The sequence below is a fragment of the Methylobacterium sp. TK26 genome, assembly GCF_055361565.1.
In genome coordinates, this window is sequence record NZ_CM143965.1 from 2,049,017 (window position 1) to 2,066,186 (window position 17,170).

The 17,170-nt window shown below is 69.7% G+C and carries 19 protein-coding genes and 1 pseudogene; 12 read left to right on the forward strand and 8 right to left on the reverse strand.

Annotated elements, in window-relative coordinates:
• The first annotated feature begins 45 nt into the window (after positions 1–45).
• On the forward strand, positions 46–1,689 hold the full coding sequence (gene groL, locus ACXJ1Y_RS09865) for a chaperonin GroEL (RefSeq protein WP_463849840.1): 1,644 nt from the start codon (positions 46–48) through the stop codon (positions 1,687–1,689).
• Between the two features lie 116 nt (positions 1,690–1,805).
• Positions 1,806–1,925, forward strand: a pseudogene (locus ACXJ1Y_RS09870) (type II toxin-antitoxin system ParD family antitoxin); the annotation flags it as partial.
• Positions 1,926–1,942: 17 nt separating this feature from the next.
• Here ACXJ1Y_RS09870 and ACXJ1Y_RS09875 read toward each other — a convergent pair.
• The gene (locus tag ACXJ1Y_RS09875) at positions 1,943–3,262 is read right to left on the reverse strand and encodes an HlyC/CorC family transporter (RefSeq protein ID WP_463849841.1); all 1,320 of its coding nucleotides are present in this window, start codon (positions 3,260–3,262) and stop codon (positions 1,943–1,945) included.
• Positions 3,263–3,342: 80 nt separating this feature from the next.
• Positions 3,343–4,845 carry a hypothetical protein gene (locus ACXJ1Y_RS09880; RefSeq protein ID WP_463849842.1) on the reverse strand — a complete coding sequence of 501 codons (1,503 nt, stop codon included), beginning with the start codon at positions 4,843–4,845 and terminating at the stop codon, positions 3,343–3,345.
• Between the two features lie 169 nt (positions 4,846–5,014).
• Here ACXJ1Y_RS09880 and ACXJ1Y_RS09885 point away from each other — a divergent pair, with 169 nt between their 5' ends.
• The 5 genes from ACXJ1Y_RS09885 to ACXJ1Y_RS09905 all read left to right on the forward strand — a co-directional run bounded on the left by ACXJ1Y_RS09885 (position 5,015) and on the right by ACXJ1Y_RS09905 (position 9,802).
• A complete protein-coding gene (locus ACXJ1Y_RS09885) occupies positions 5,015–5,413 on the forward strand; it encodes a DUF3775 domain-containing protein (RefSeq protein WP_463849843.1) in 399 nt (132 codons plus the stop codon).
• Positions 5,414–5,426: 13 nt separating this feature from the next.
• Positions 5,427–6,680, forward strand: a complete 1,254-nt coding sequence (locus ACXJ1Y_RS09890; protein ID WP_463849844.1) for an App1 family protein phosphatidate phosphatase — start codon at positions 5,427–5,429, stop codon at positions 6,678–6,680.
• Positions 6,681–6,892: 212 nt separating this feature from the next.
• A complete protein-coding gene (locus ACXJ1Y_RS09895) occupies positions 6,893–7,150 on the forward strand; it encodes a hypothetical protein (protein ID WP_243953998.1) in 258 nt (85 codons plus the stop codon).
• 47 nt (positions 7,151–7,197) lie between these two features.
• Positions 7,198–9,393: a primosomal protein N' gene (locus tag ACXJ1Y_RS09900; protein WP_463849845.1), complete on the forward strand. Its 2,196-nt coding sequence runs from the start codon at positions 7,198–7,200 to the stop codon at positions 9,391–9,393.
• A 46-nt stretch (positions 9,394–9,439) separates the two neighbouring features.
• Entirely contained in the window at positions 9,440–9,802 is a 363-nt protein-coding gene (locus ACXJ1Y_RS09905) for a SpoIIAA family protein (RefSeq protein WP_463849846.1), read from the forward strand.
• A gap of 6 nt (positions 9,803–9,808) precedes the next feature.
• Here ACXJ1Y_RS09905 and ACXJ1Y_RS09910 read toward each other — a convergent pair whose 3' ends face one another.
• The 5 genes from ACXJ1Y_RS09910 to ACXJ1Y_RS09930 form a co-directional block, all read right to left on the reverse strand.
• Entirely contained in the window at positions 9,809–10,198 is a 390-nt protein-coding gene (locus ACXJ1Y_RS09910; RefSeq protein WP_463849847.1) for a hypothetical protein, read from the reverse strand.
• A gap of 203 nt (positions 10,199–10,401) precedes the next feature.
• Positions 10,402–10,608: a Trm112 family protein gene (locus ACXJ1Y_RS09915; protein WP_463849848.1), complete on the reverse strand. Its 207-nt coding sequence runs from the start codon at positions 10,606–10,608 to the stop codon at positions 10,402–10,404.
• Between the two features lie 14 nt (positions 10,609–10,622).
• Positions 10,623–11,288 carry an LON peptidase substrate-binding domain-containing protein gene (locus tag ACXJ1Y_RS09920; protein ID WP_463849849.1) on the reverse strand — a complete coding sequence of 222 codons (666 nt, stop codon included), beginning with the start codon at positions 11,286–11,288 and terminating at the stop codon, positions 10,623–10,625.
• A 72-nt stretch (positions 11,289–11,360) separates the two neighbouring features.
• Positions 11,361–12,263, reverse strand: coding sequence for a thioredoxin (gene trxA, locus ACXJ1Y_RS09925; protein WP_463849850.1), 903 nt, complete (start codon positions 12,261–12,263; stop codon positions 11,361–11,363).
• Between the two features lie 114 nt (positions 12,264–12,377).
• Positions 12,378–12,851, reverse strand: coding sequence for a hypothetical protein (locus tag ACXJ1Y_RS09930; RefSeq protein WP_463849851.1), 474 nt, complete (start codon positions 12,849–12,851; stop codon positions 12,378–12,380).
• 217 nt (positions 12,852–13,068) lie between these two features.
• On the opposite strand from ACXJ1Y_RS09930, the gene ACXJ1Y_RS09935 reads away from it, so the two are divergent.
• Entirely contained in the window at positions 13,069–13,284 is a 216-nt protein-coding gene (locus ACXJ1Y_RS09935; RefSeq protein WP_463849852.1) for a hypothetical protein, read from the forward strand.
• On the opposite strand, the gene ACXJ1Y_RS09940 is transcribed toward ACXJ1Y_RS09935, so the two are convergent.
• Positions 13,278–14,207, reverse strand: a complete 930-nt coding sequence (locus ACXJ1Y_RS09940) for an alginate O-acetyltransferase AlgX-related protein (protein WP_463849853.1) — start codon at positions 14,205–14,207, stop codon at positions 13,278–13,280. The genes ACXJ1Y_RS09935 and ACXJ1Y_RS09940 overlap by 7 nt on opposite strands.
• Before the next feature lie 80 nt (positions 14,208–14,287).
• Here ACXJ1Y_RS09940 and ACXJ1Y_RS09945 point away from each other — a divergent pair, with 80 nt between their 5' ends.
• From ACXJ1Y_RS09945 to ACXJ1Y_RS09960, 4 genes are all read left to right on the forward strand, one after another.
• The gene (locus ACXJ1Y_RS09945) at positions 14,288–15,388 is read left to right on the forward strand and encodes an SPL family radical SAM protein (protein ID WP_463849854.1); all 1,101 of its coding nucleotides are present in this window, start codon (positions 14,288–14,290) and stop codon (positions 15,386–15,388) included.
• A 26-nt stretch (positions 15,389–15,414) separates the two neighbouring features.
• A complete protein-coding gene (locus ACXJ1Y_RS09950) occupies positions 15,415–15,933 on the forward strand; it encodes a 2'-5' RNA ligase family protein (RefSeq protein ID WP_463850082.1) in 519 nt (172 codons plus the stop codon).
• A 22-nt stretch (positions 15,934–15,955) separates the two neighbouring features.
• Positions 15,956–16,723: a phosphatase PAP2 family protein gene (locus tag ACXJ1Y_RS09955; protein WP_463849855.1), complete on the forward strand. Its 768-nt coding sequence runs from the start codon at positions 15,956–15,958 to the stop codon at positions 16,721–16,723.
• 89 nt (positions 16,724–16,812) lie between these two features.
• Positions 16,813–17,163 carry a PilZ domain-containing protein gene (locus ACXJ1Y_RS09960; RefSeq protein ID WP_463849856.1) on the forward strand — a complete coding sequence of 117 codons (351 nt, stop codon included), beginning with the start codon at positions 16,813–16,815 and terminating at the stop codon, positions 17,161–17,163.
• Positions 17,164–17,170 lie beyond the last annotated feature (7 nt).

Consider the following 17,170-nt stretch of genomic DNA (forward strand, 5'->3'; position numbering starts at 1 on the left):
CCGAACCCGGCCTCGGGGCATCCTCGAACCGAAAGAGCTTAGGACATGGCAGCGAAAGACGTTCGTTTCTCCGCCGACGCCCGCGACAAGATGCTTCGCGGCGTCGACATCCTCGCGGACGCCGTCAAGGTGACGCTCGGCCCGAAGGGCCGCAACGTCGTGATCGAGAAGAGCTTCGGCGCCCCGCGCATCACCAAGGACGGTGTGACGGTCGCCAAGGAGATCGAGCTCGCCGACCGCTTCGAGAACATGGGCGCCCAGATGGTGCGCGAAGTGGCCTCGAAGACCAACGACATCGCCGGTGACGGCACCACCACCGCGACTGTGCTGGCCCAGGCCATCGTCCGCGAGGGCGCCAAGTACGTGGCCGCCGGCATCAACCCGATGGACCTGAAGCGCGGCATCGACCTCGCCACCGCCGCCGCGGTGAAGGACATCATCGCCCGCGCCAAGAAGGTCTCGACCTCCGACGAGGTCGCCCAGGTCGGCACGATCTCCGCCAACGGCGACAAGGAGATCGGCGAGATGATCGCCCACGCCATGCAGAAGGTGGGCAACGAAGGCGTCATCACCGTCGAGGAGGCCAAGACGGCCGAGACCGAGCTGGACGTCGTCGAGGGCATGCAGTTCGACCGCGGCTACCTCTCCCCGTACTTCATCACGAACGCGGAGAAGATGGTCGCCGAGCTCGAGGACCCCTACATCCTCATCCACGAGAAGAAGCTCTCCTCGCTCCAGGCCATGCTGCCGGTGCTCGAGGCCGTGGTGCAGACCGGCAAGCCGCTCGTCATCATCGCCGAGGACATCGAGGGTGAGGCGCTGGCCACGCTCGTCGTGAACAAGCTGCGCGGCGGCCTGAAGGTCGCGGCCGTCAAGGCTCCGGGCTTCGGTGATCGCCGCAAGGCGATGCTCGAGGACATCGCGATCCTGACCAAGGGCCAGATGATCGCCGAGGACCTCGGCATCAAGCTCGAGAACGTGACCCTCCCGATGCTCGGCCGCGCCAAGCGCGTCCGCATCGAGAAGGAGAACACCACGATCATCGACGGCGTGGGCGAGAAGTCCGAGATCGAGGGCCGCATCTCGCAGATCAAGGCGCAGATCGAGGAGACCACCTCGGACTACGACCGTGAGAAGCTGCAGGAGCGTCTGGCCAAGCTCGCGGGCGGCGTCGCGGTGATCCGCGTCGGTGGCGCGACCGAGGTCGAGGTGAAGGAGAAGAAGGACCGCGTCGACGACGCGCTCAACGCCACCCGCGCTGCGGTGGAAGAGGGCATCGTTCCCGGCGGCGGCACCGCGCTGCTCCGCGCCAAGAAGGCGGTCGCCGAGCTGAAGTCCGACATCCCGGACGTCCAGGCCGGCATCAAGATCGTCCTGAAGGCCCTTGAGGCCCCGATCCGCCAGATCGCCCAGAACGCGGGCGTCGAGGGTTCGATCGTGGTCGGCAAGATCACCGACAAGACGGACTCCGAGACCTACGGCTTCAACGCCCAGACCGAAGAGTACGTCGACATGATCCAGGCCGGTATCGTGGACCCGGCCAAGGTCGTCCGCACCGCCCTTCAGGACGCCGCCTCGGTGGCCGGCCTGCTGGTGACGACGGAGGCCATGGTGGCCGACGCCCCGAAGAAGGACGGCGGCGCCCCCGCGATGCCGGGCGGCGGCGGCATGGGCGGCATGGACTTCTAAGTCCACGCCACCTGACGGAACGGGAAGGGGGTCGCCGCAAGGCGGCCCCTTTTCTTTTGGGCGCGGCGGCGGCACAGTTACCAGGAATTGGTAACTGTGCCGCCACCGGGGATTCCGTGGGACGCAATACCTCGATCGCCCTCAACGACCATTTTTCGCGCTTCATCGACCGGCAGGTCGAGGGCGGACGCTACGGTTCGGCCAGTGACGTCGTCCGCGCTGGTCTGCGCCATCTCTGACGAGGCGCCAGCCCTCACGCCGTGTCGCGATGCTCCAAGGCCAGCGTCGGCGGCTGGACCACCGCTGACAGCGGGGTGATCTTCAGGGTCGTGATCCGGTTCTTCGCCTTCCTCAGCACCTGGAAGCGGAAGCCGTGGAAGTTGAACGCAGTGCCCTGGTCCGGGATGGTGCGGGCTTCGTGGATCACGAGGCCGGCGATGGTGGTGGCCTCGTCGTCGGGCAGGTGCCAGTCCATTGCGCGGTTGAGGTCGCGGATCGGCACGCCGCCATCGACGTTCACCGACCCGTCCACCTGAAAACGCACGCCCGAGACCGTCACGTCGTGCTCGTCCGCGATGTCGCCGACGATCTCCTCCAGGATGTCCTCAAGGGTCACGAGGCCCATCACCTCGCCGTACTCGTCCACGACGAGGGCGAAGTGCGTCTTCTTCGAGAGGAATGCCTTGAGCTGCGCCCGCAGGGTCGTGGTGCCGGGGACGAACCACGTTTCGAGGGCCAGTTCCTCGACCTTAAGCCCGGAGGCGTCACCCCCTGCCGCGTCGAGGGCGCGGAGCAGATCCTTGGCGTGGAGCACGCCGACGATGTTCTCCGGCGTGCCCCGCCACAGGGGCATCCGCGTGTAGGGCGAGGCCAGCACCGCGCGGACGATGTCCTGCGAGGTCATGTCGGCGTCGATGGCGCGCATCTTGGTGCGGTGGACCATCACATCGGACACGGAGAGGTTCGACAGGTCGAGGAGGCCGCCGAGCATGTCGCGCTCAGCCCGCTCGACGCCGCCCTCCCGGTGCAGGAGCGCCACCTGCCCCCGGATCTCCTCGGCGGCGGTGAGGATCGATTGGTGCTCGCCGATGGTGACGCCGAAGGGTTTCAGCATCAGGCGCACCAATTGCTCGATGGCCAGCGCGGGCGGGCCCATCAGCGCGACAGCGAAGGCGACCGGCCGCGCGATCAGCAGGGCGATCTTGTCGGGGTTGGAAATGGCCAGCGTCTTCGGCAGCACCTCCGCGAAGACGATGACCAGCACCGACATGCCGATGGTCGCGTAGATGACGCCGCTCTTGCCGAACAGAGCGGTGAGCACGCTCGTCGTGAAGGCCGACGCCCCGATGGCGACGATGTTGTAGCCGATGAGCATCGCGCCGATGAACCGCTCGCGGATCGCGAGGATGCGGTTGACGATGCTGGCGCGGGGATCACCCCCCTGTTCCAGGGCGTGCATCCGCGCCCGCGAGGCGGCGGTGAAGGCTGTCTCGGCACCCGCGAAGAAGGCGGAGAGGACGAGCGAGATCGCCACGATGCTCGCGGCGAACCAGAGGTCTGTTACGGTGCCCATCGGTCAGATCTGACGCACCGCCTCTCGGTGCCCGGTGGAGCCATATAACGCCCCCGTGAGCCCGGCGCATGCCCTTCCGGTCAGGGCGTGCCCGTCCGGCGCACGGTCCATGTCGCCCAGAAGGCCGGCCGGCCATAGACCCGCGAGCCCTCGTAGCCCCCGGCGCCGGGGGAGAGGCGGTCGACCCAGGTCAGGAGGCCCGACTTGCCGGCATAGGTCGTCGGCAGGTCGAGGTTGCCGTAGGCGTCGGTCATCCAGAAATGGGTGGCGCGGTCGAAGCGCCCTGCCCCGTTCCCGCCCGAGCGCAGGCCGAGATAGGTCGGCGAGCGCCCGGCCTCGACCGGGTCCGCGTAGAGCGTCAGGGCGCCGATCCCCGCCGGATCGAGATCGGCCGTGTATTGCAGGCAGATGTCGGCCAGCGGGCCGCCGGGGGCGTTCGCCGGGCGGTTGCAGGTGTAGGACACCGCCCAGCGGGTCGCGCCCTTGGCGCGGGCCACCCGCACCAGGCTGTTCGGCGGCAGGGCCGCGCCGAGGCGTCGCGCGGTCGACCACACCCTGTCGGCGGCGAGGTCGGTGGAGGTGCGCAGGTACAGGCCCATGCGCCGCTGCTCCGGCGGCAGGCCGCAATCCTCGGGCAGCACGTCCGTGTAGAAGTAGTGATACGTGCGGTCGACGATGCTGATCGAACCGGCGAGGCCCTGCGTCGCGAAGGGCGGCGCCGGGCAGGCGGACATCAGCGGCTTGCCGGCCTCGTCCAGCACCGCCACGGGTGTCGGGGCGTCGGAGGCGCGACGCCGCTTCTTGCGCTCCTGCGTGAAGGGCTCCCAGGCGAGCTTGCCATCCTCGTCGCGGGTGCGAATCTCGAAGGTCGCGAAGTCGAGGGTGCGTGCCTCGATCTGAATCCGCCTGAAGGAGGCCGGTGCGGCCGGCTCGGACGCCTCGCGCCTGCGGCGGCCGCGTCCGCGCCGGGGCTGGTCCTCCGGCGCCTCGGCCTCGGTGGCGGTGGATTCCTGGCCGAGCAGGAAGACGTAGGAATATTCCTCGCCGGCCCAATCCCGGCCGGCGATGGCGATGGGATCGCGCGGGCCGATGCCTTCCTGGGTCGGTTCCTCGCCCTTCCGCCGCCGTTCCTCCGGCAAGGCGACGCCGAAGCGCGATTGCGAGGGCGGCAGGATCGTCGCGAGCTGTTCCGGGCTGCGGCCGGTGTGGAGCGCGCCGCCGTCGCGCGCATCCGTGGCCTTCCGCTCGGGACAATCCTCGCCCCGGCGTGTCTTGGCCAGCGGGCTCTCGCCCTGGAACACCGCCGTCACGCCGGTCTTCGGCAGGCGAAGGAGCTGGATGCCACGCGCGAAGGCGCAGGGTGATGGCGCCGCCAGGACGCCCTCCGCTTCGCTGCCGTCGCGGCAGATTTCGAGGGCGCCGCCTGCGGTGAGGAAGCAGGTCGGCGCGCTGCCGTCGTAGCTCGGCCGCGCCTCGGCGGGCGATGCCAGCAGCCACGAAAGGCCAGCGCTCGCGAGAACGGCCGCCCAGACGGGAGGCTTGGCGGCGCGTGTTGCGGACAGGGTGAGAAGGTCGGTCGTCATCGGCGAACTGCAAGCCCGAAAGGTACCGCTTCGTTCCGCCCGACGCTGTGGACCACGCAGTCTACCGCTTTGGCGGTGAAACGGGAGCGAACCGCCGCGCGCCTCGCCCGTTGTCGTGGCTCAAGGGGCGCGAATGCCCTGCTGTTTCATGCGTCCTCAGGAGACATCGATGGACCTCGCCCCCGACACCGTCGCCGACATCGTCATCCGGCTCCGCGCGATCGAGGTGAAGGAAGGCCCGACCGATCCGGATTCCGGCTCGAACCCCATCGATGACGGCGCCACCGACGTGCTCGTCTCGGGCACCGACGACGCCACCGAATCCGAAGTGCGCGGCATGATCGCCGGCATGGACGACGATTCCCGCGCCGAGCTTCTGGCGCTCCTCTATATCGGCCGTGGCGACATGGAGCCGGAGGAGTGGGACGCCGCCGTGAAGTTCGCCCGCGAGCGCGAGGCAGCCGGCGAAGGCGCGGTGAAGGAACTGCTCGGTTCGCCCGATGCCGGCGACCTGCTCGAGGAAGGGCTCGACGCCCTCGGCCTCACCCCCGATCTCCCGCAAGCCTGAGGCTTTTCTCGGCATGTCGACACGAGCCGGCCGGGCCGCGCGGAAGGCGTTGCGCGTCGTCGCCCGTCCGGTGCGGCGGGCACAGGGGCGCGGCGGGCTCGTGGTCGAGCCCTACCGGGGCTACGGCTCGGCCGAAGAGATCTTCCTGATCGGCCGGGTCTTCCGCCAATCGCCGGACAGGCCCGGCGAGGATCCCGAGTCCCTGCGGGCGCAATGGCGCGACGTCCGCCGCCGCATCTCCCGCCGCGTCGTGGCCGATGCCGCGATCCTCGCCCGGTTCGGCGGAGCCGAGACGCGGGTCGTGACGGACAGCGACGGCTATTTCCGGGTGCGTCTGCGCCCGCGATCCCTGCCGAACGTCGAAGGCCCCTGGCACGAGGTTCAGCTCACCCTGGAGGCCGATCCGCCCATCCCGGCGAAGGGCGAGGTCTACATCCCGCCCGCCGGATGCGGCTACGTCGTCGTCAGCGACATCGACGACACGGTGATGCGCACGGGCGTCGCCAACAAGCTGAAGATGCTCTGGCGACTGTTCGTGGAGGATGCGGAAAGCCGCGTCGCCTTCCCCGGCGTCACGTCGCTCTACCGGGCGCTCCATGCCGGCCCGAGCGGGGGCGGGGGCAACCCGATGCTTTACGTCTCGCGGGCGCCCTGGGGGCTCTACGAGATGCTGACGGAGTTCTTCCAGCGCCACGGCATCCCGGCGGGGCCAGTGCTGTTCCTGCGGGAATGGGGCCTGTCCTGGACGCACCCGCTCCCGCGCAAGGCCGAGGATCACAAGCAGGCGCTGATCCGGCACATGCTCGACCTCTACCACGACCGGCCCTTCGTGCTGATCGGCGATAGCGGGCAGCACGACCCGGAGGTCTACGCTCAGATCGTCGCCGACAACCCCGGACGGGTGAAGGCGGTCTACATCCGCAACGTCTCGCGGGATGCCGCGCGGACGGAGGAGGTGGTGCGACTCGCGGGCGCCGTGGCCGCGACCGGATCGAGCCTCGTTCTCGCCGCCGACAGCATCGCCATCGCCCGCCACGCCGCCGGGCTCGGGTTGATCGCGCCGGAGGCGGTCGTGGCCGTCGCCGACGAACATGCCGGCAGCGACGCGCCCCCGCCCCGTCAGAAGACGGTGCGCCTCGTCCCGAATTCCCGCGAGGACGGCGACGCCCTCACGCCGCAGGTCATCGCCGCCTTCTCGGACGAGGAGAGCGTGCCGACGACGGTCGTCGTCTCGCCCCCGGAGACTCCGCCGCTCACGCGAGTGTGACGGCACCGATCGGGTGCCTCAGGTGTCATAACGCTCGTGCGAAGCACGTCGGGAGATGGTCTCACAACCCTGGGCCGCCTCCCGAACCGGAACACATGACGGTGCCCCGGCGTCTTGTTGCATTGCAGCAATTCGGAGAACGCGCTTCTCCTGCTGGCCGGGGTTCCTAGGTTCGCCCCTTCCGAGCTGCTCGTTTGAGTTGGAGCCGCCGCATGCAAACCTACACCCTCGCCATCGCCGACGGCGTCCTGTTCGCCTGTCTTCCCGATGGAGGCGATATCGGCGCCGCCATCACGGACGCGACCGCCATGAGCTACGGCGCGGGCCTCGCGCTCGACATCGTGCGCGGCACCGTGCTCACCGACGCCGCCGGCCCCGGCGACGAGATCGTGTGGCGGGAGAGTTCCGACAGCGAGTTGCTCGATGAGGAGGGACGGCGCTACCGCTACGCCGTGCGCCGCCACTCGTAAATTTCCCTTCGGCGACGAGGGCGGGCAGGAGCCAATTCCCGTCCGCTATGGTACAAAGGCAGAACATGCCGACCGTCGCCGAAATCCAGATCCCCCTCGCGATCGATACGCCCTACAGCTACGTCGTCCCGCATGGGCTGACCGTGACGGCCGGCGACGTGGTTCAGGTCCCCCTCGGCCCGCGCGAGACGGTCGGGGTGGTGTGGAACGTCGCCGAGAGCGTCGGCGGCTCGAACCTGCGGCCCGTCACCGGCATCCTCGACGTTCCCCGCCTCGGCGGCACCCTGCGCGGGCTGGTGGACTGGATCGCCCGCTACACCCTCGCCCCCCGGGGCTCGGCGCTGGCGATGGTGCTGCGCCTGCCCGACGAGGCGGCCGGTGCGGAGATCGCCCGCGTCGCGGTGCGCAGTTCGGGCAAGCCCCCGTCCCGGCCAACGCCTGCGCGCGCGAAGGTGCTCGCCATCGCCGCCGACGGGGAGTTGCGCGGCAAGAGCGCCCTGGCCAAGGAGGCCGGCGTCTCGCTCTCGGTGGTGGATGGGCTCATCGATGACGGGGCGCTCGAAGCGCTTGCCATCGCGCCGGAGCCCGTGGCGCCCGAGCCCGACCCGGACCATCCCCGCGTGCCCCTCTCGGACGCGCAGGCCGAGGCGGTGGCGTCGCTCGATGCGATCATCGCCGCGAGCGCCGAGGCCGGCACGGCGAAGCCCGTGCTCCTCGAAGGCGTCACCGGCTCGGGCAAGACGGAGGTCTATTTCGAGGCGGTGGCGAGTTGCGTCCGGGCGGGGCGGCAGGCCCTGATCCTGATGCCGGAAATCGCCCTCACCGCGCAGTTCCTCGACCGGTTCGCGGAACGGTTCGGCGTCCGCCCGGCGGCCTGGCATTCCGGCATCGGCGGACGGCGCCGGGAGCGGCTGCGGGTCGCCGTCGCCTCGGGCGAGGCGAAGGTGGTGGTCGGCGCCCGCTCGGCGCTGTTCCTGCCCTTCGCGCAGCTCGGCCTGATCGTGGTCGATGAGGAGCACGAGACCGCCTACAAGCAGGAGGACGGCGTCCACTATCACGCCCGCGACATGGCGGTGGTGCGGGGGCGGCTCGAAGGATGCCCGGTGGTGCTCGCCTCCGCGACGCCCTCCATCGAAAGCCGGGTGAACGCGGCGCGGGGGCGCTACGACCACCTCGTCCTGCCCGAGCGGTTCGGCGGCCGGCGCCTGCCCGACATCGCAGCCATCGACATGCGGCGCGATGCGCCGGCCAAGGGCAGCTTCATCAGCCCGCCGCTCATCAATGCGGTGAAGCACACCTTGGAGCGCGGGGAACAGGCGTTGCTGTTCCTGAACCGGCGGGGCTACGCGCCGCTCACCCTGTGCCGGGCCTGCGGCCACCGCTACCAGTGCAAGAACTGTTCGACCTGGCTGGTGGAGCACCGCTTCCGCCGGGCGCTGGTGTGCCACCAATGCGGCTATACCGAGCGCCGGCCGGAGGCCTGCACGAATTGCGGCGCCTTCGACCACCTGACTCCCTGCGGCCCCGGCGTCGAGCGCATCGCCGAGGAGGCCGCCGGGCTGTTCCCGGACAAGCGCATCATCGTGCTGTCGAGCGACTTCCCCGGCGGCGCCGAACGGCTGCGCCAGGAACTGGAAGCGGTGGCGGCGGGGGAATGCGACCTCGTGATCGGCACACAGCTCGTCGCCAAGGGGCACAACTTCCCCGGCCTGACGCTGGTCGGCGTGCTCGATGCCGATATCGGCCTCACCTCCGGCGACCCGCGCGCCGCCGAGCGCACCTTCCAGTTGCTGCAACAGGTGACGGGCCGGGCCGGGCGCGGGGAGAAGCCGGGGCGGGCGCTCGTGCAGACCTACCAGCCGGAGCATCCGGTGATCTCGGCCCTGCTGTCCGGTGATGCGGAGCGGTTCTACGCGGAGGAGATCGCCGCCCGCGAGGCGGCGGGCCTGCCGCCCTTCGGCCGGCTCGCGGCGCTGATCGTCTCCGCCACCGACAAGGCGGTGGCCGAGGCCTATGGGCAGGCGCTGGCCCGCGAGGCCGATCCGCCAGCGGGCGTCATGGTGCTCGGCCCCGCCGAGGCGCCGCTGGCGCTGATCCGGGGGCGCCATCGCTTCCGGCTCCTCGTGAAGACCGAGCGCAACATCGACATGCAGGCCTACCTGCGGGAGTGGCTGGCCCGCGCCCCGAAGCCGCGCGGCAACCTCAAGGTCACGATCGATGTCGACCCGCAGAGCTTTTTGTAGGAGACAGGGCGCTTCGGCTGCGACGCCGTGGACGGAGAGCGATCAAGTGCTGAGCTACACCAAGACGCCCGACTCGAACGTGGCCGAAATCGTGGTCGACGGAAAAATCTCCGACGAGGAGATGAACGCGGCCATCGTCGCCATGAAGGCGGACCTGGACAAGGGCGAGCGCATCAAGCTGCTGGAGGACATCCGCAGCTTCCAGGGCATGGAGCCGGCGGCCTTCTTCAAGGATCCGCGCTTCGGCATCTCGATGATGAAGGGCGTGAGCCATGTGGCGCTCGTCACCGATGCGCCGTGGCTGAAGGTGATGGCCGAGACCTTCGCCTTCGTCTCGCCCTACAAGATCAAGGTGTTCGAGCGCGAGCGCCTGGCCGAGGCGCGCTCCTGGCTCGCCTCCGCCGCCTGAGGGCTCCTACTCGGCCTGGGCGGTGCGCGTGTCGCCGCGCCGGGCCGTCCAGCGGCCGGAGCAGAGCGAGGACACGGCCCAGGTGCCGGACCCCTGGGTGCCGCTGAGGCGCCCGGTGCCGGTGCCCGAACCGCCGGCTCCGGCCACGGTGATGCCCACCGTGCCGTCCGGCGAGACCCGGCCGCTGACCCGCGCGCCGGTCGCCGTGGCGGGCCGTACCTCGCCGTCTCGGATGGCGACGCTGTAGATGTAGCGCGCGCTGCACAGACCGCTGTCGGTCACGAGTTCCACCGCCCAATTCCCATTGTGCCGGTCGGGCCCGGCCATTGCGGACGCGGTGAAGGCACCGGCGGTCAGGGCAGCGGCGGCGAAGACGGTCGGAACGGTCAATGTCATCCTTGGAACGGCTCTCTGCAAATACAGCGACGCCGCAGCACGGTTTCGCGCCCGGTCGTCAGCGTTGTTGCGGGATGAGTCGTTGTAAACCAAATTGCGCGACATGAATATGGCCGCGCCCCGACAATTATGTATTATTTCGTAACTGAGCGAAAGCTCGGCAATACGGCCGCGCTTTCGCGTCGTTCGTGGCGACGACGATTTTAGTCGTGCAACGGCCGGGCTTCTTCCGGCAGCATGATCGGAATGCCGTCGCGGATCGGGTAGGCGAGCTTGGCCGAACGACTGATCAGCTCCTGCCGGGCGGAATCGTATTCCAGCGTGCCCTTGGTCAGCGGGCAGACGAGGATTTCGAGGAGCTTGGGATCGACGCGGGTCGCCTCGACGGGGGCGGAGAGGTCGTTGGCCATGGCGGGGTGGAATCCTATTGCATCGTCGGCTCGGGGCCGGAGCCCCGCATGAGTTCCATCTGCGTGACCGCGATCAGGATCTCGGCGCGGGTCTTGAGGTCCGCCGCTTCGAGCATCGCCTGCTTCTCGCGGATCCCGAACGGGCTCATCATGCACAGCGCGTTCACGAGGGCCTCGTTGGGAGCCTCGTCGATCCCCGCCCAATCGACCTTCAGGTCGTTCGATTCGACGAAGTCGCGCAGGGCCTTGAGGACGCCCGCCCGGTCGACCTGTTCCTCGCCCGCCCGCGCTTGGAAGTCCACCGCGAACTCGTCGTAGCTCACTTGGCACAGGCGGTAGTGCTCGGCCGAGGCGACCTCGCTCTCCACGCGGAAGCGGCTGACGCCCGTCAGGGAGATCAGATAACGGCCGTCGCCGGTCTCGGCATATTGGGTGATGCGCCCGGCGCAGCCCACGCGGAACAGCTTGGGGTGCGCGGCGGCGGTGCCGTCCGGATCGGGCTGGATCATGCCGATCAGCCGGTCGCCGCGCAGGGCGTCGTCCACCATCTTCAGATAGCGCGGCTCGAAGATGTTGAGCGGCATCTGTCCCCTCGGCAGCAGCAGCGCGCCGGGCAAGGGGAAGACGGGAATGACGGCGGGGCAATCCGCCGGACGCTGTAAGCCGGAATGCGTGCTCATCGCACCTCCTCTGGCGCGATTACCCGGCCCGGCTCCCGGACGCGCCTACTTCGTCCGGGATGGGCCGGCGCGTTACGAAAACAGCAGGGCCGAAAGCTTGCGCCGGCCACGGATCGTGTCTGGGTCCATGACGCCCCAGGCCTCGAAGAACTGAAGCAGCTGCTTGCGCGCCGCGTCGTCGTTCCAGGTCTTGTCGCGCTTGCGGATCTCGATCAGGTGATCGACCGCCTGCTCACGCTGGTTCCGCCCTGCGAGGCCCAGCGCCAGATCGTAGCGCGCCTGATGGTCGTCGGGGTTCGTGTCGATGGCCGTCTGCAGCCCGGCGAGATCGCCGAGCGAGGCGGCCTGCTCCGCGAGTTCGAGGGCGGCGCGGACACCGGCCAGGGCCGGGTCGTTCGCCTTCTCCTCCGGCACCATGGCCAAAACGCGCTTGGCGTTCTCGATCTCGCCCGCATCGAGCTGCAGCTTGGCGAAGCCCGCCAGGGCCGTGACGTTGTCGGGCTCCTGTTCGAGCACCGCCGCGTAGATTTCCGACGCCCCCGCGAGGTCGCCTGTCTCCACGAGGGAGGCCGCCTCTTCCAGGGCCGCCTCGATCGGCGACGGGCCGCCGGGGCCGGCGAGCCGATCGATCAGTTCCTTGATCTGGCCCTCGGGCACGGCGCCCATGAAGCCGTCCACCGGGCGGCCCTTGTCGAAGGCGATGACCGCCGGGATCGACTGGATGCCGAGCTGCCCCGCGATGGAGGGGTGCTCATCGATGTTCATCTTGGCCAGCACGACCTTGCCGGCCGCAGCCTGAACGACCTTCTCCAGGACGGGCGTCAGCTGCTTGCACGGCCCGCACCACGGCGCCCAGAAATCCACCAGAACCGGTCGGTTCATGGATTCGGCGATGACGTCCTGCCGGAAGGAGGCCGTCGTGGTGTCCTTGATCAGGTCGGCGGAAGCGCCGCCGGCGCTGAGGTCGTTGAGCATCGATCTCGCTTCGGAACTTTTCTCGTGAATGCCGGTAGATGGGGCTTCGCGCCGCCTCTGACCAGTCCGCTGCGCGGATGGTTCGCGGTTGTCCACTTTCGGCTGGTCCTCGGCTCAGCGCGTCGGGGCTCCGGGCGCCGCTTTGGCGGCCGTCACGAACGTTCCCGAATAGACCCGTCCATCCGCCGTCTTGGCCTCACAGGCGATGCCCGTGCGGCCGGGCTCCGGTGTCGAGAACCGGCAGGCGCCGATGGCGAGGACCGGCGCGCCGACCTCGCTGCCGGTCTTGCTCTCCGAGACCACGTTGATCGGCTGGAGCGGATCCGTCTCCTCCGTCGCCTCCTGCTGGGCGCCGTTGCCGGAGAAGCTGACGACCTGCCCGTCCTTCGTCATGAAGTCGAAGGTGGTGCGGTTGCGGCTCACCGCGTTGGTCAGGGTGGGGGCGCATTGGGCGCTTACGTCGCGGCCCGCCACCACCAGCGATTCACAGGCCCCTTCGAGCTTGAAGGCGGTCTGGGCGGCGGCGCCGTGGATGCCGAACCCCGCTAGGGCGGCGCAGGCGAGGGCGAAGCGGAATGTGGCCGTCATGGCGTTGCGTGTTCCTCCCGCAGGGTCATTGCCCCTTTGCCCTGAACTAGGCGCTGGAATGCCGCCGTCGAGAGAAAGTGCAGCTTCGCCCCGCTCCGTGCAGACCTGATTTGAGGTGAAGCCTCTGTTGCGGCGCAGCAAAACACGGCATCGTCTGCGGACTGGCCGGTGCTTGGCGCCCGCCCCACCGTTACTACCCGATACAAGGAGTTCCCCGATGATCCCCGCGCTGGCGCCCGTCGCGGAGGCGGCCCTTTTCACGCTCGGCTGCATGGCGATCCACGCGCTGCGGCGGCACGCGGATACGGTCACGGCCACCCTCGCCTGCTTCGCCACGATCCTCGTGCTGATGCTTGGAATCGCCTTCGCGCCCGTGCCCGCGTCGCAATACGCGTCCGGCGACTTCGTGATGATCGATCCGGCCATCTACTGACCCGGCAACGACCTCGCCGCCGCGCCGCGACGGGTGCCGGCGGCGACGTCATAATCGTCGGTCGGCACGCGGGCGATGAACCGCTCGGCCAGCTCATAGAGCAGGATATCGGGCTTCACCGCTTCGATATAATGCCAGTCGAGGCTGGACGACCAGACGAAGTGCACCTCCCGGAAGCTCTCGGCGAGTAATCCCGTCAGCATGAACGGCGCGAAATGCGCGCAGGAATCGCCGAACAGCACCAGCCGGCGCGGGTCGGCAGTCTCCGCTGCATTGCGGTAGACGACATGCGCGCCGGTATGCAGGTCGGCGGCCCGACCCGCCGCCTCGTAGGCGGCGAGCAGGGGGCCGGTCTCGACGCGGGCGGCGTCCCGCAGGATCGCCATGCGTTCCACCGCCTCGACCGGCGGCTCGGCCAGCTTCCCGCCGAGGTCCATCACCTCCGGGCATTCGACCCTCGGCCGCAGGGCGATGTCGGCGGGCGGCGTGGCGCCGAGCGCCCGCATGAGGGTGCGGTAGGCAAGCAGGCACCCTTCCAGCGACCAATGGGTGTCGGTGCGCAGGTAGAGCGGAGCCACGCCGTCGCGCGCGGCGCGCAGCGGGGCGAGCAGGTCGAGATAGGCGTGGCTTCGGCCGAGCCGCCGCGCCAGGAGCCGCGTCGAGGCATGGCCGGGGGCGTAGCGCAGGCCATCGGTCTTGTTGTCGTAGACCGAGAGCTTCTCCGGCACGAAGACGTGCAGGCAGCGGATGCCGAGCCGTTCGGCCCGGGCGGCGCGGGCGGCGATCAGCCGGGACCAGCGGCGCAGCAGCCACCATTGCGCCAGGGGCCCGCGATAGCGGTCCATGACGCGGTTGCTGCCGGCGATGAGGAAGAGCCAGCCGTCGCGGCCGAGATGCACATGGGTCTTGTCCGTTGCGGCCATCGCGGGGAGCTTTAGCCGCACGCTCCGGCGTCGAAAAGCCGGACCTCGCCCTGCGGTTGCGGCGTTCGCACCGCATGGACATGGCCGTCGCATCCCCGCCCCCCGAGGCACGCCGCGCCCGCGCGCCGCGCCTGTGGCGTCCGCGCCGGGTGGTGGTGACGCCCGCCGCCCTCGACCACGCCCATGGCCGGGCGATGGTCGCGCGGATCGAGGCGATGGGGCTGCCGGTGGAACGGCTCGCCGCCAACCGGCTGAGCCTGCCCCGCCAGGCCGACCCGCGCCGGGCCTATACCGACGCGAAAACGACTCTCGCAATCACCGTCGCCCCGCCGACCAAGCTGCGGTTGCAGCCGATCCCGCCCTCGGCCGACTGGCGTTTCGACCTCGCGGAGGGCTGCCCGGCCCATTGCCAGTATTGCTACCTCGCCGGGTCGCTCTCCGGCCCGCCGGTCACGCGGGCCTATGCCAATCTCGGCGACATCCTGGGAAACCTCGATTCGTATCTCGGGCGCGGCAACGTCACCTCCGCCTCGGAGGCGCGGGCGGGCGAAGGCACGACCTTCGAGGCGTCCTGCTACACCGATCCCCTGGCCATCGAGCACCTGACGGGCTCGCTCTCGGCGGCCATCGAACGGTTCGGCGCGTGGGACGCGCCCGTGCAGCTACGTTTCACGACGAAGTTCGCCGCCGTCGCGCCGCTGCTCGGCCTCGACCATGGGCGGCGCACCCGCATCCGCTTCTCAGTGAACGCGCGCGGCGCCGCCCGCTACGAGGGCGGGACGGATCCCCTCGATGCCCGCCTCGACGCCCTGCGGCAGGTGGCCATGGCCGGCTATCCCGTGGGGCTGACCATCGCGCCGATCCTGCCGATCCCGGACTGGCAGGAGACCTATGCCGGCCTGATCCGCGACGCGGCGGACGCCCTCTCCGGCGTGCCGGACCTCGACCTCACCACGGAACTCATCACCCACCGCTTCACGCCCGGCTCGAAGGAGGTGCTGCAGGGCTGGTATCCCGGCTCGGACCTGCCGCTGGACGAGGCCGAACGCACGCGCAAGTTCACGAAGTTCGGCACGGTGAAATATGTGCTGCCGAAGCCGCAGATGGACGCAATGCGTTTGGCGATCACCGAGGAGATCGCCCGCACCCTACCCGGCGCGCGGGTTCTCTACTGGACCTGAGCACCGGGCGCGCCATCTCGCGAATGATGCAAGAGCCGCCTCCCCTCATCCTCACCCTCGCCTTCGACGAGGACACCTTCACCCGGTTCGACGGCGAGCGCCGCCGTCACTTCCCGGAGAAGCTGAACCACATCCCCGCGCACGCGACGCTGTTCCATCATCTGCCGGGGGACAGGGAGCGCGGCGTGCTGGAGGCGATCACCGCCCTCGCCCGCACCGTTCCGCCGCCCGAGGTGGCGGTGACGGGCCTGCGCTTCACCGGCCGGGGCGTCGCCTACGTCCTGCAATCGGAGGCGCTGGATACGTTCCGGGGGCGGCTCGCCCGCGAGTTCGAGCCGTGGCTCACCGCGCAGGACCGCCAGGGCTGGCGTGCGCACGTCACCGTGCAGAACAAGGTCTCGCCCGAAACCGCCCGCGCCCTCCACGCCGCCCTCGAAGCGGGCTTCGCGCCGTTCCGGTTCACGGCGCCGGCCGTGATGCTCTGGCGCTACCTCGGCGGCCCATGGGACAGGGTGGCGCGCATCCCGTTCGGGGAGAACGCATGATGGGCGGCGGGAGACACGGGCGATGAGGGTGCCGAGAACGCTGGCGCAGAACCCGATCACCGGTCGCGCCACGGCCGTGTGGTTCTGGCTGCGCCTCAACGAGGTCGGGCCGCTCGTCGCGCTGCTGTGCCTGAGCACCCTCGGCTACGGCTTCTTCGCCCTCGCTCACGAGGTCGGCGAGGGTTCGACCGAAGCCCTCGACCGCCGCATCCTGCTGGCCCTGCGCAACCCCAACGATCTGTCCGACCCCATCGGGCCGCGCTGGCTCGAAGAGACCATGCGCGACATCACCGGGCTCGGCAGCGTCTTCACGGTGGTGTTCGTCACCGCCGCCGTGGCGGCCTACCTCGCCCTGTCGAACCGGCGGCGGATCGCGCTCTACGTCGTGGGGGCGGTGGGCGGCGGCGAACTGGTCTCGACGGTGCTGAAGCTGTTCTACCACCGGCCCCGGCCCGATCTCGTCCCGCACGGGATGGAGGTGTTCACCGCGAGCTTCCCCAGCGGGCACGCGATGATGTCGGCCATCGCCTATCTCACCCTGGCGATCCTGATGGCGCGGGTGGATCGCAACCGCCGGGTGAAGGCCCTCGTCCTGTCCCTCGGCGTGAGCATCACGCTGCTCGTCGGGATCAGCCGGATCTATCTCGGCGTGCACTGGCCGAGCGATGTCGTAGCCGGCTGGTGCGTCGGCGCCGCCTGGGCCTCGCTGTGCTGGTTCGTCGCCCTGCAATTGCAGCAGCGCGGCGAGGTCGAGGTCAACGATCCGCCGACTGGCCCGCCCTCCCATTAAGCATGACCTCACGTTGTTCATCGGCACGCGCAGCCAGATCGTGAAGAAACCGTTACCAGTGCTCACGGACTCGTGAGGAGGGCCTGGTGATGTTGGAACGGAGAGACGAATCCCGCCGCCGGGTCCTGCTCGGGGGCTTCATCGAGACGGCGGCTTTCCTCCCGGAGATCGCCTGCACGGTGCGCGACGTGTCGCTGACCGGCGCGCGGCTGCGCCTCGCGTGCACGGCGATCCTGCCCGAACGGGTGACGCTGCGGGTGCCGATCCGGGGCGAAAGCCGCCTCGGCCGGATCGTATGGCGCGACGGCGACGCGGTGGGCGTGCAATTCGAGGCGGATGACGGGACCCTCGCGAACCGGAAGGCGCTGAAGGCCCGCGACGCCGAGATCGCGCGGTTGCAGGCGGTCCTGGTCGTCGGGCCGGGCGACGCGGTGCACTGAGGGCATC

Coding starts and splice junctions, on each gene's coding strand:
- ACXJ1Y_RS09935 (WP_463849852.1), top strand. CDS start 13,069: ATGATCCCCGCGCTGGCGCCCGTCGCGGAGGCGGCCCTTTTCACGCTC.
- trxA (WP_463849850.1), bottom strand. CDS start 12,263: ATGCTCAACGACCTCAGCGCCGGCGGCGCTTCCGCCGACCTGATCAAG.
- ACXJ1Y_RS09960 (WP_463849856.1), top strand. CDS start 16,813: ATGTTGGAACGGAGAGACGAATCCCGCCGCCGGGTCCTGCTCGGGGGC.
- ACXJ1Y_RS09930 (WP_463849851.1), bottom strand. CDS start 12,851: ATGACGGCCACATTCCGCTTCGCCCTCGCCTGCGCCGCCCTAGCGGGG.
- ACXJ1Y_RS09900 (WP_463849845.1), top strand. CDS start 7,198: ATGGTACAAAGGCAGAACATGCCGACCGTCGCCGAAATCCAGATCCCC.
- ACXJ1Y_RS09875 (WP_463849841.1), bottom strand. CDS start 3,262: ATGGGCACCGTAACAGACCTCTGGTTCGCCGCGAGCATCGTGGCGATC.
- ACXJ1Y_RS09920 (WP_463849849.1), bottom strand. CDS start 11,288: ATGAGCACGCATTCCGGCTTACAGCGTCCGGCGGATTGCCCCGCCGTC.
- ACXJ1Y_RS09885 (WP_463849843.1), top strand. CDS start 5,015: ATGGACCTCGCCCCCGACACCGTCGCCGACATCGTCATCCGGCTCCGC.
- ACXJ1Y_RS09945 (WP_463849854.1), top strand. CDS start 14,288: ATGGCCGTCGCATCCCCGCCCCCCGAGGCACGCCGCGCCCGCGCGCCG.
- ACXJ1Y_RS09895 (WP_243953998.1), top strand. CDS start 6,893: ATGCAAACCTACACCCTCGCCATCGCCGACGGCGTCCTGTTCGCCTGT.
- ACXJ1Y_RS09880 (WP_463849842.1), bottom strand. CDS start 4,845: ATGACGACCGACCTTCTCACCCTGTCCGCAACACGCGCCGCCAAGCCT.
- ACXJ1Y_RS09915 (WP_463849848.1), bottom strand. CDS start 10,608: ATGGCCAACGACCTCTCCGCCCCCGTCGAGGCGACCCGCGTCGATCCC.
- ACXJ1Y_RS09950 (WP_463850082.1), top strand. CDS start 15,415: ATGCAAGAGCCGCCTCCCCTCATCCTCACCCTCGCCTTCGACGAGGAC.
- ACXJ1Y_RS09940 (WP_463849853.1), bottom strand. CDS start 14,207: ATGGCCGCAACGGACAAGACCCATGTGCATCTCGGCCGCGACGGCTGG.
- ACXJ1Y_RS09955 (WP_463849855.1), top strand. CDS start 15,956: ATGAGGGTGCCGAGAACGCTGGCGCAGAACCCGATCACCGGTCGCGCC.
- groL (WP_463849840.1), top strand. CDS start 46: ATGGCAGCGAAAGACGTTCGTTTCTCCGCCGACGCCCGCGACAAGATG.
- ACXJ1Y_RS09890 (WP_463849844.1), top strand. CDS start 5,427: ATGTCGACACGAGCCGGCCGGGCCGCGCGGAAGGCGTTGCGCGTCGTC.
- ACXJ1Y_RS09910 (WP_463849847.1), bottom strand. CDS start 10,198: ATGACATTGACCGTTCCGACCGTCTTCGCCGCCGCTGCCCTGACCGCC.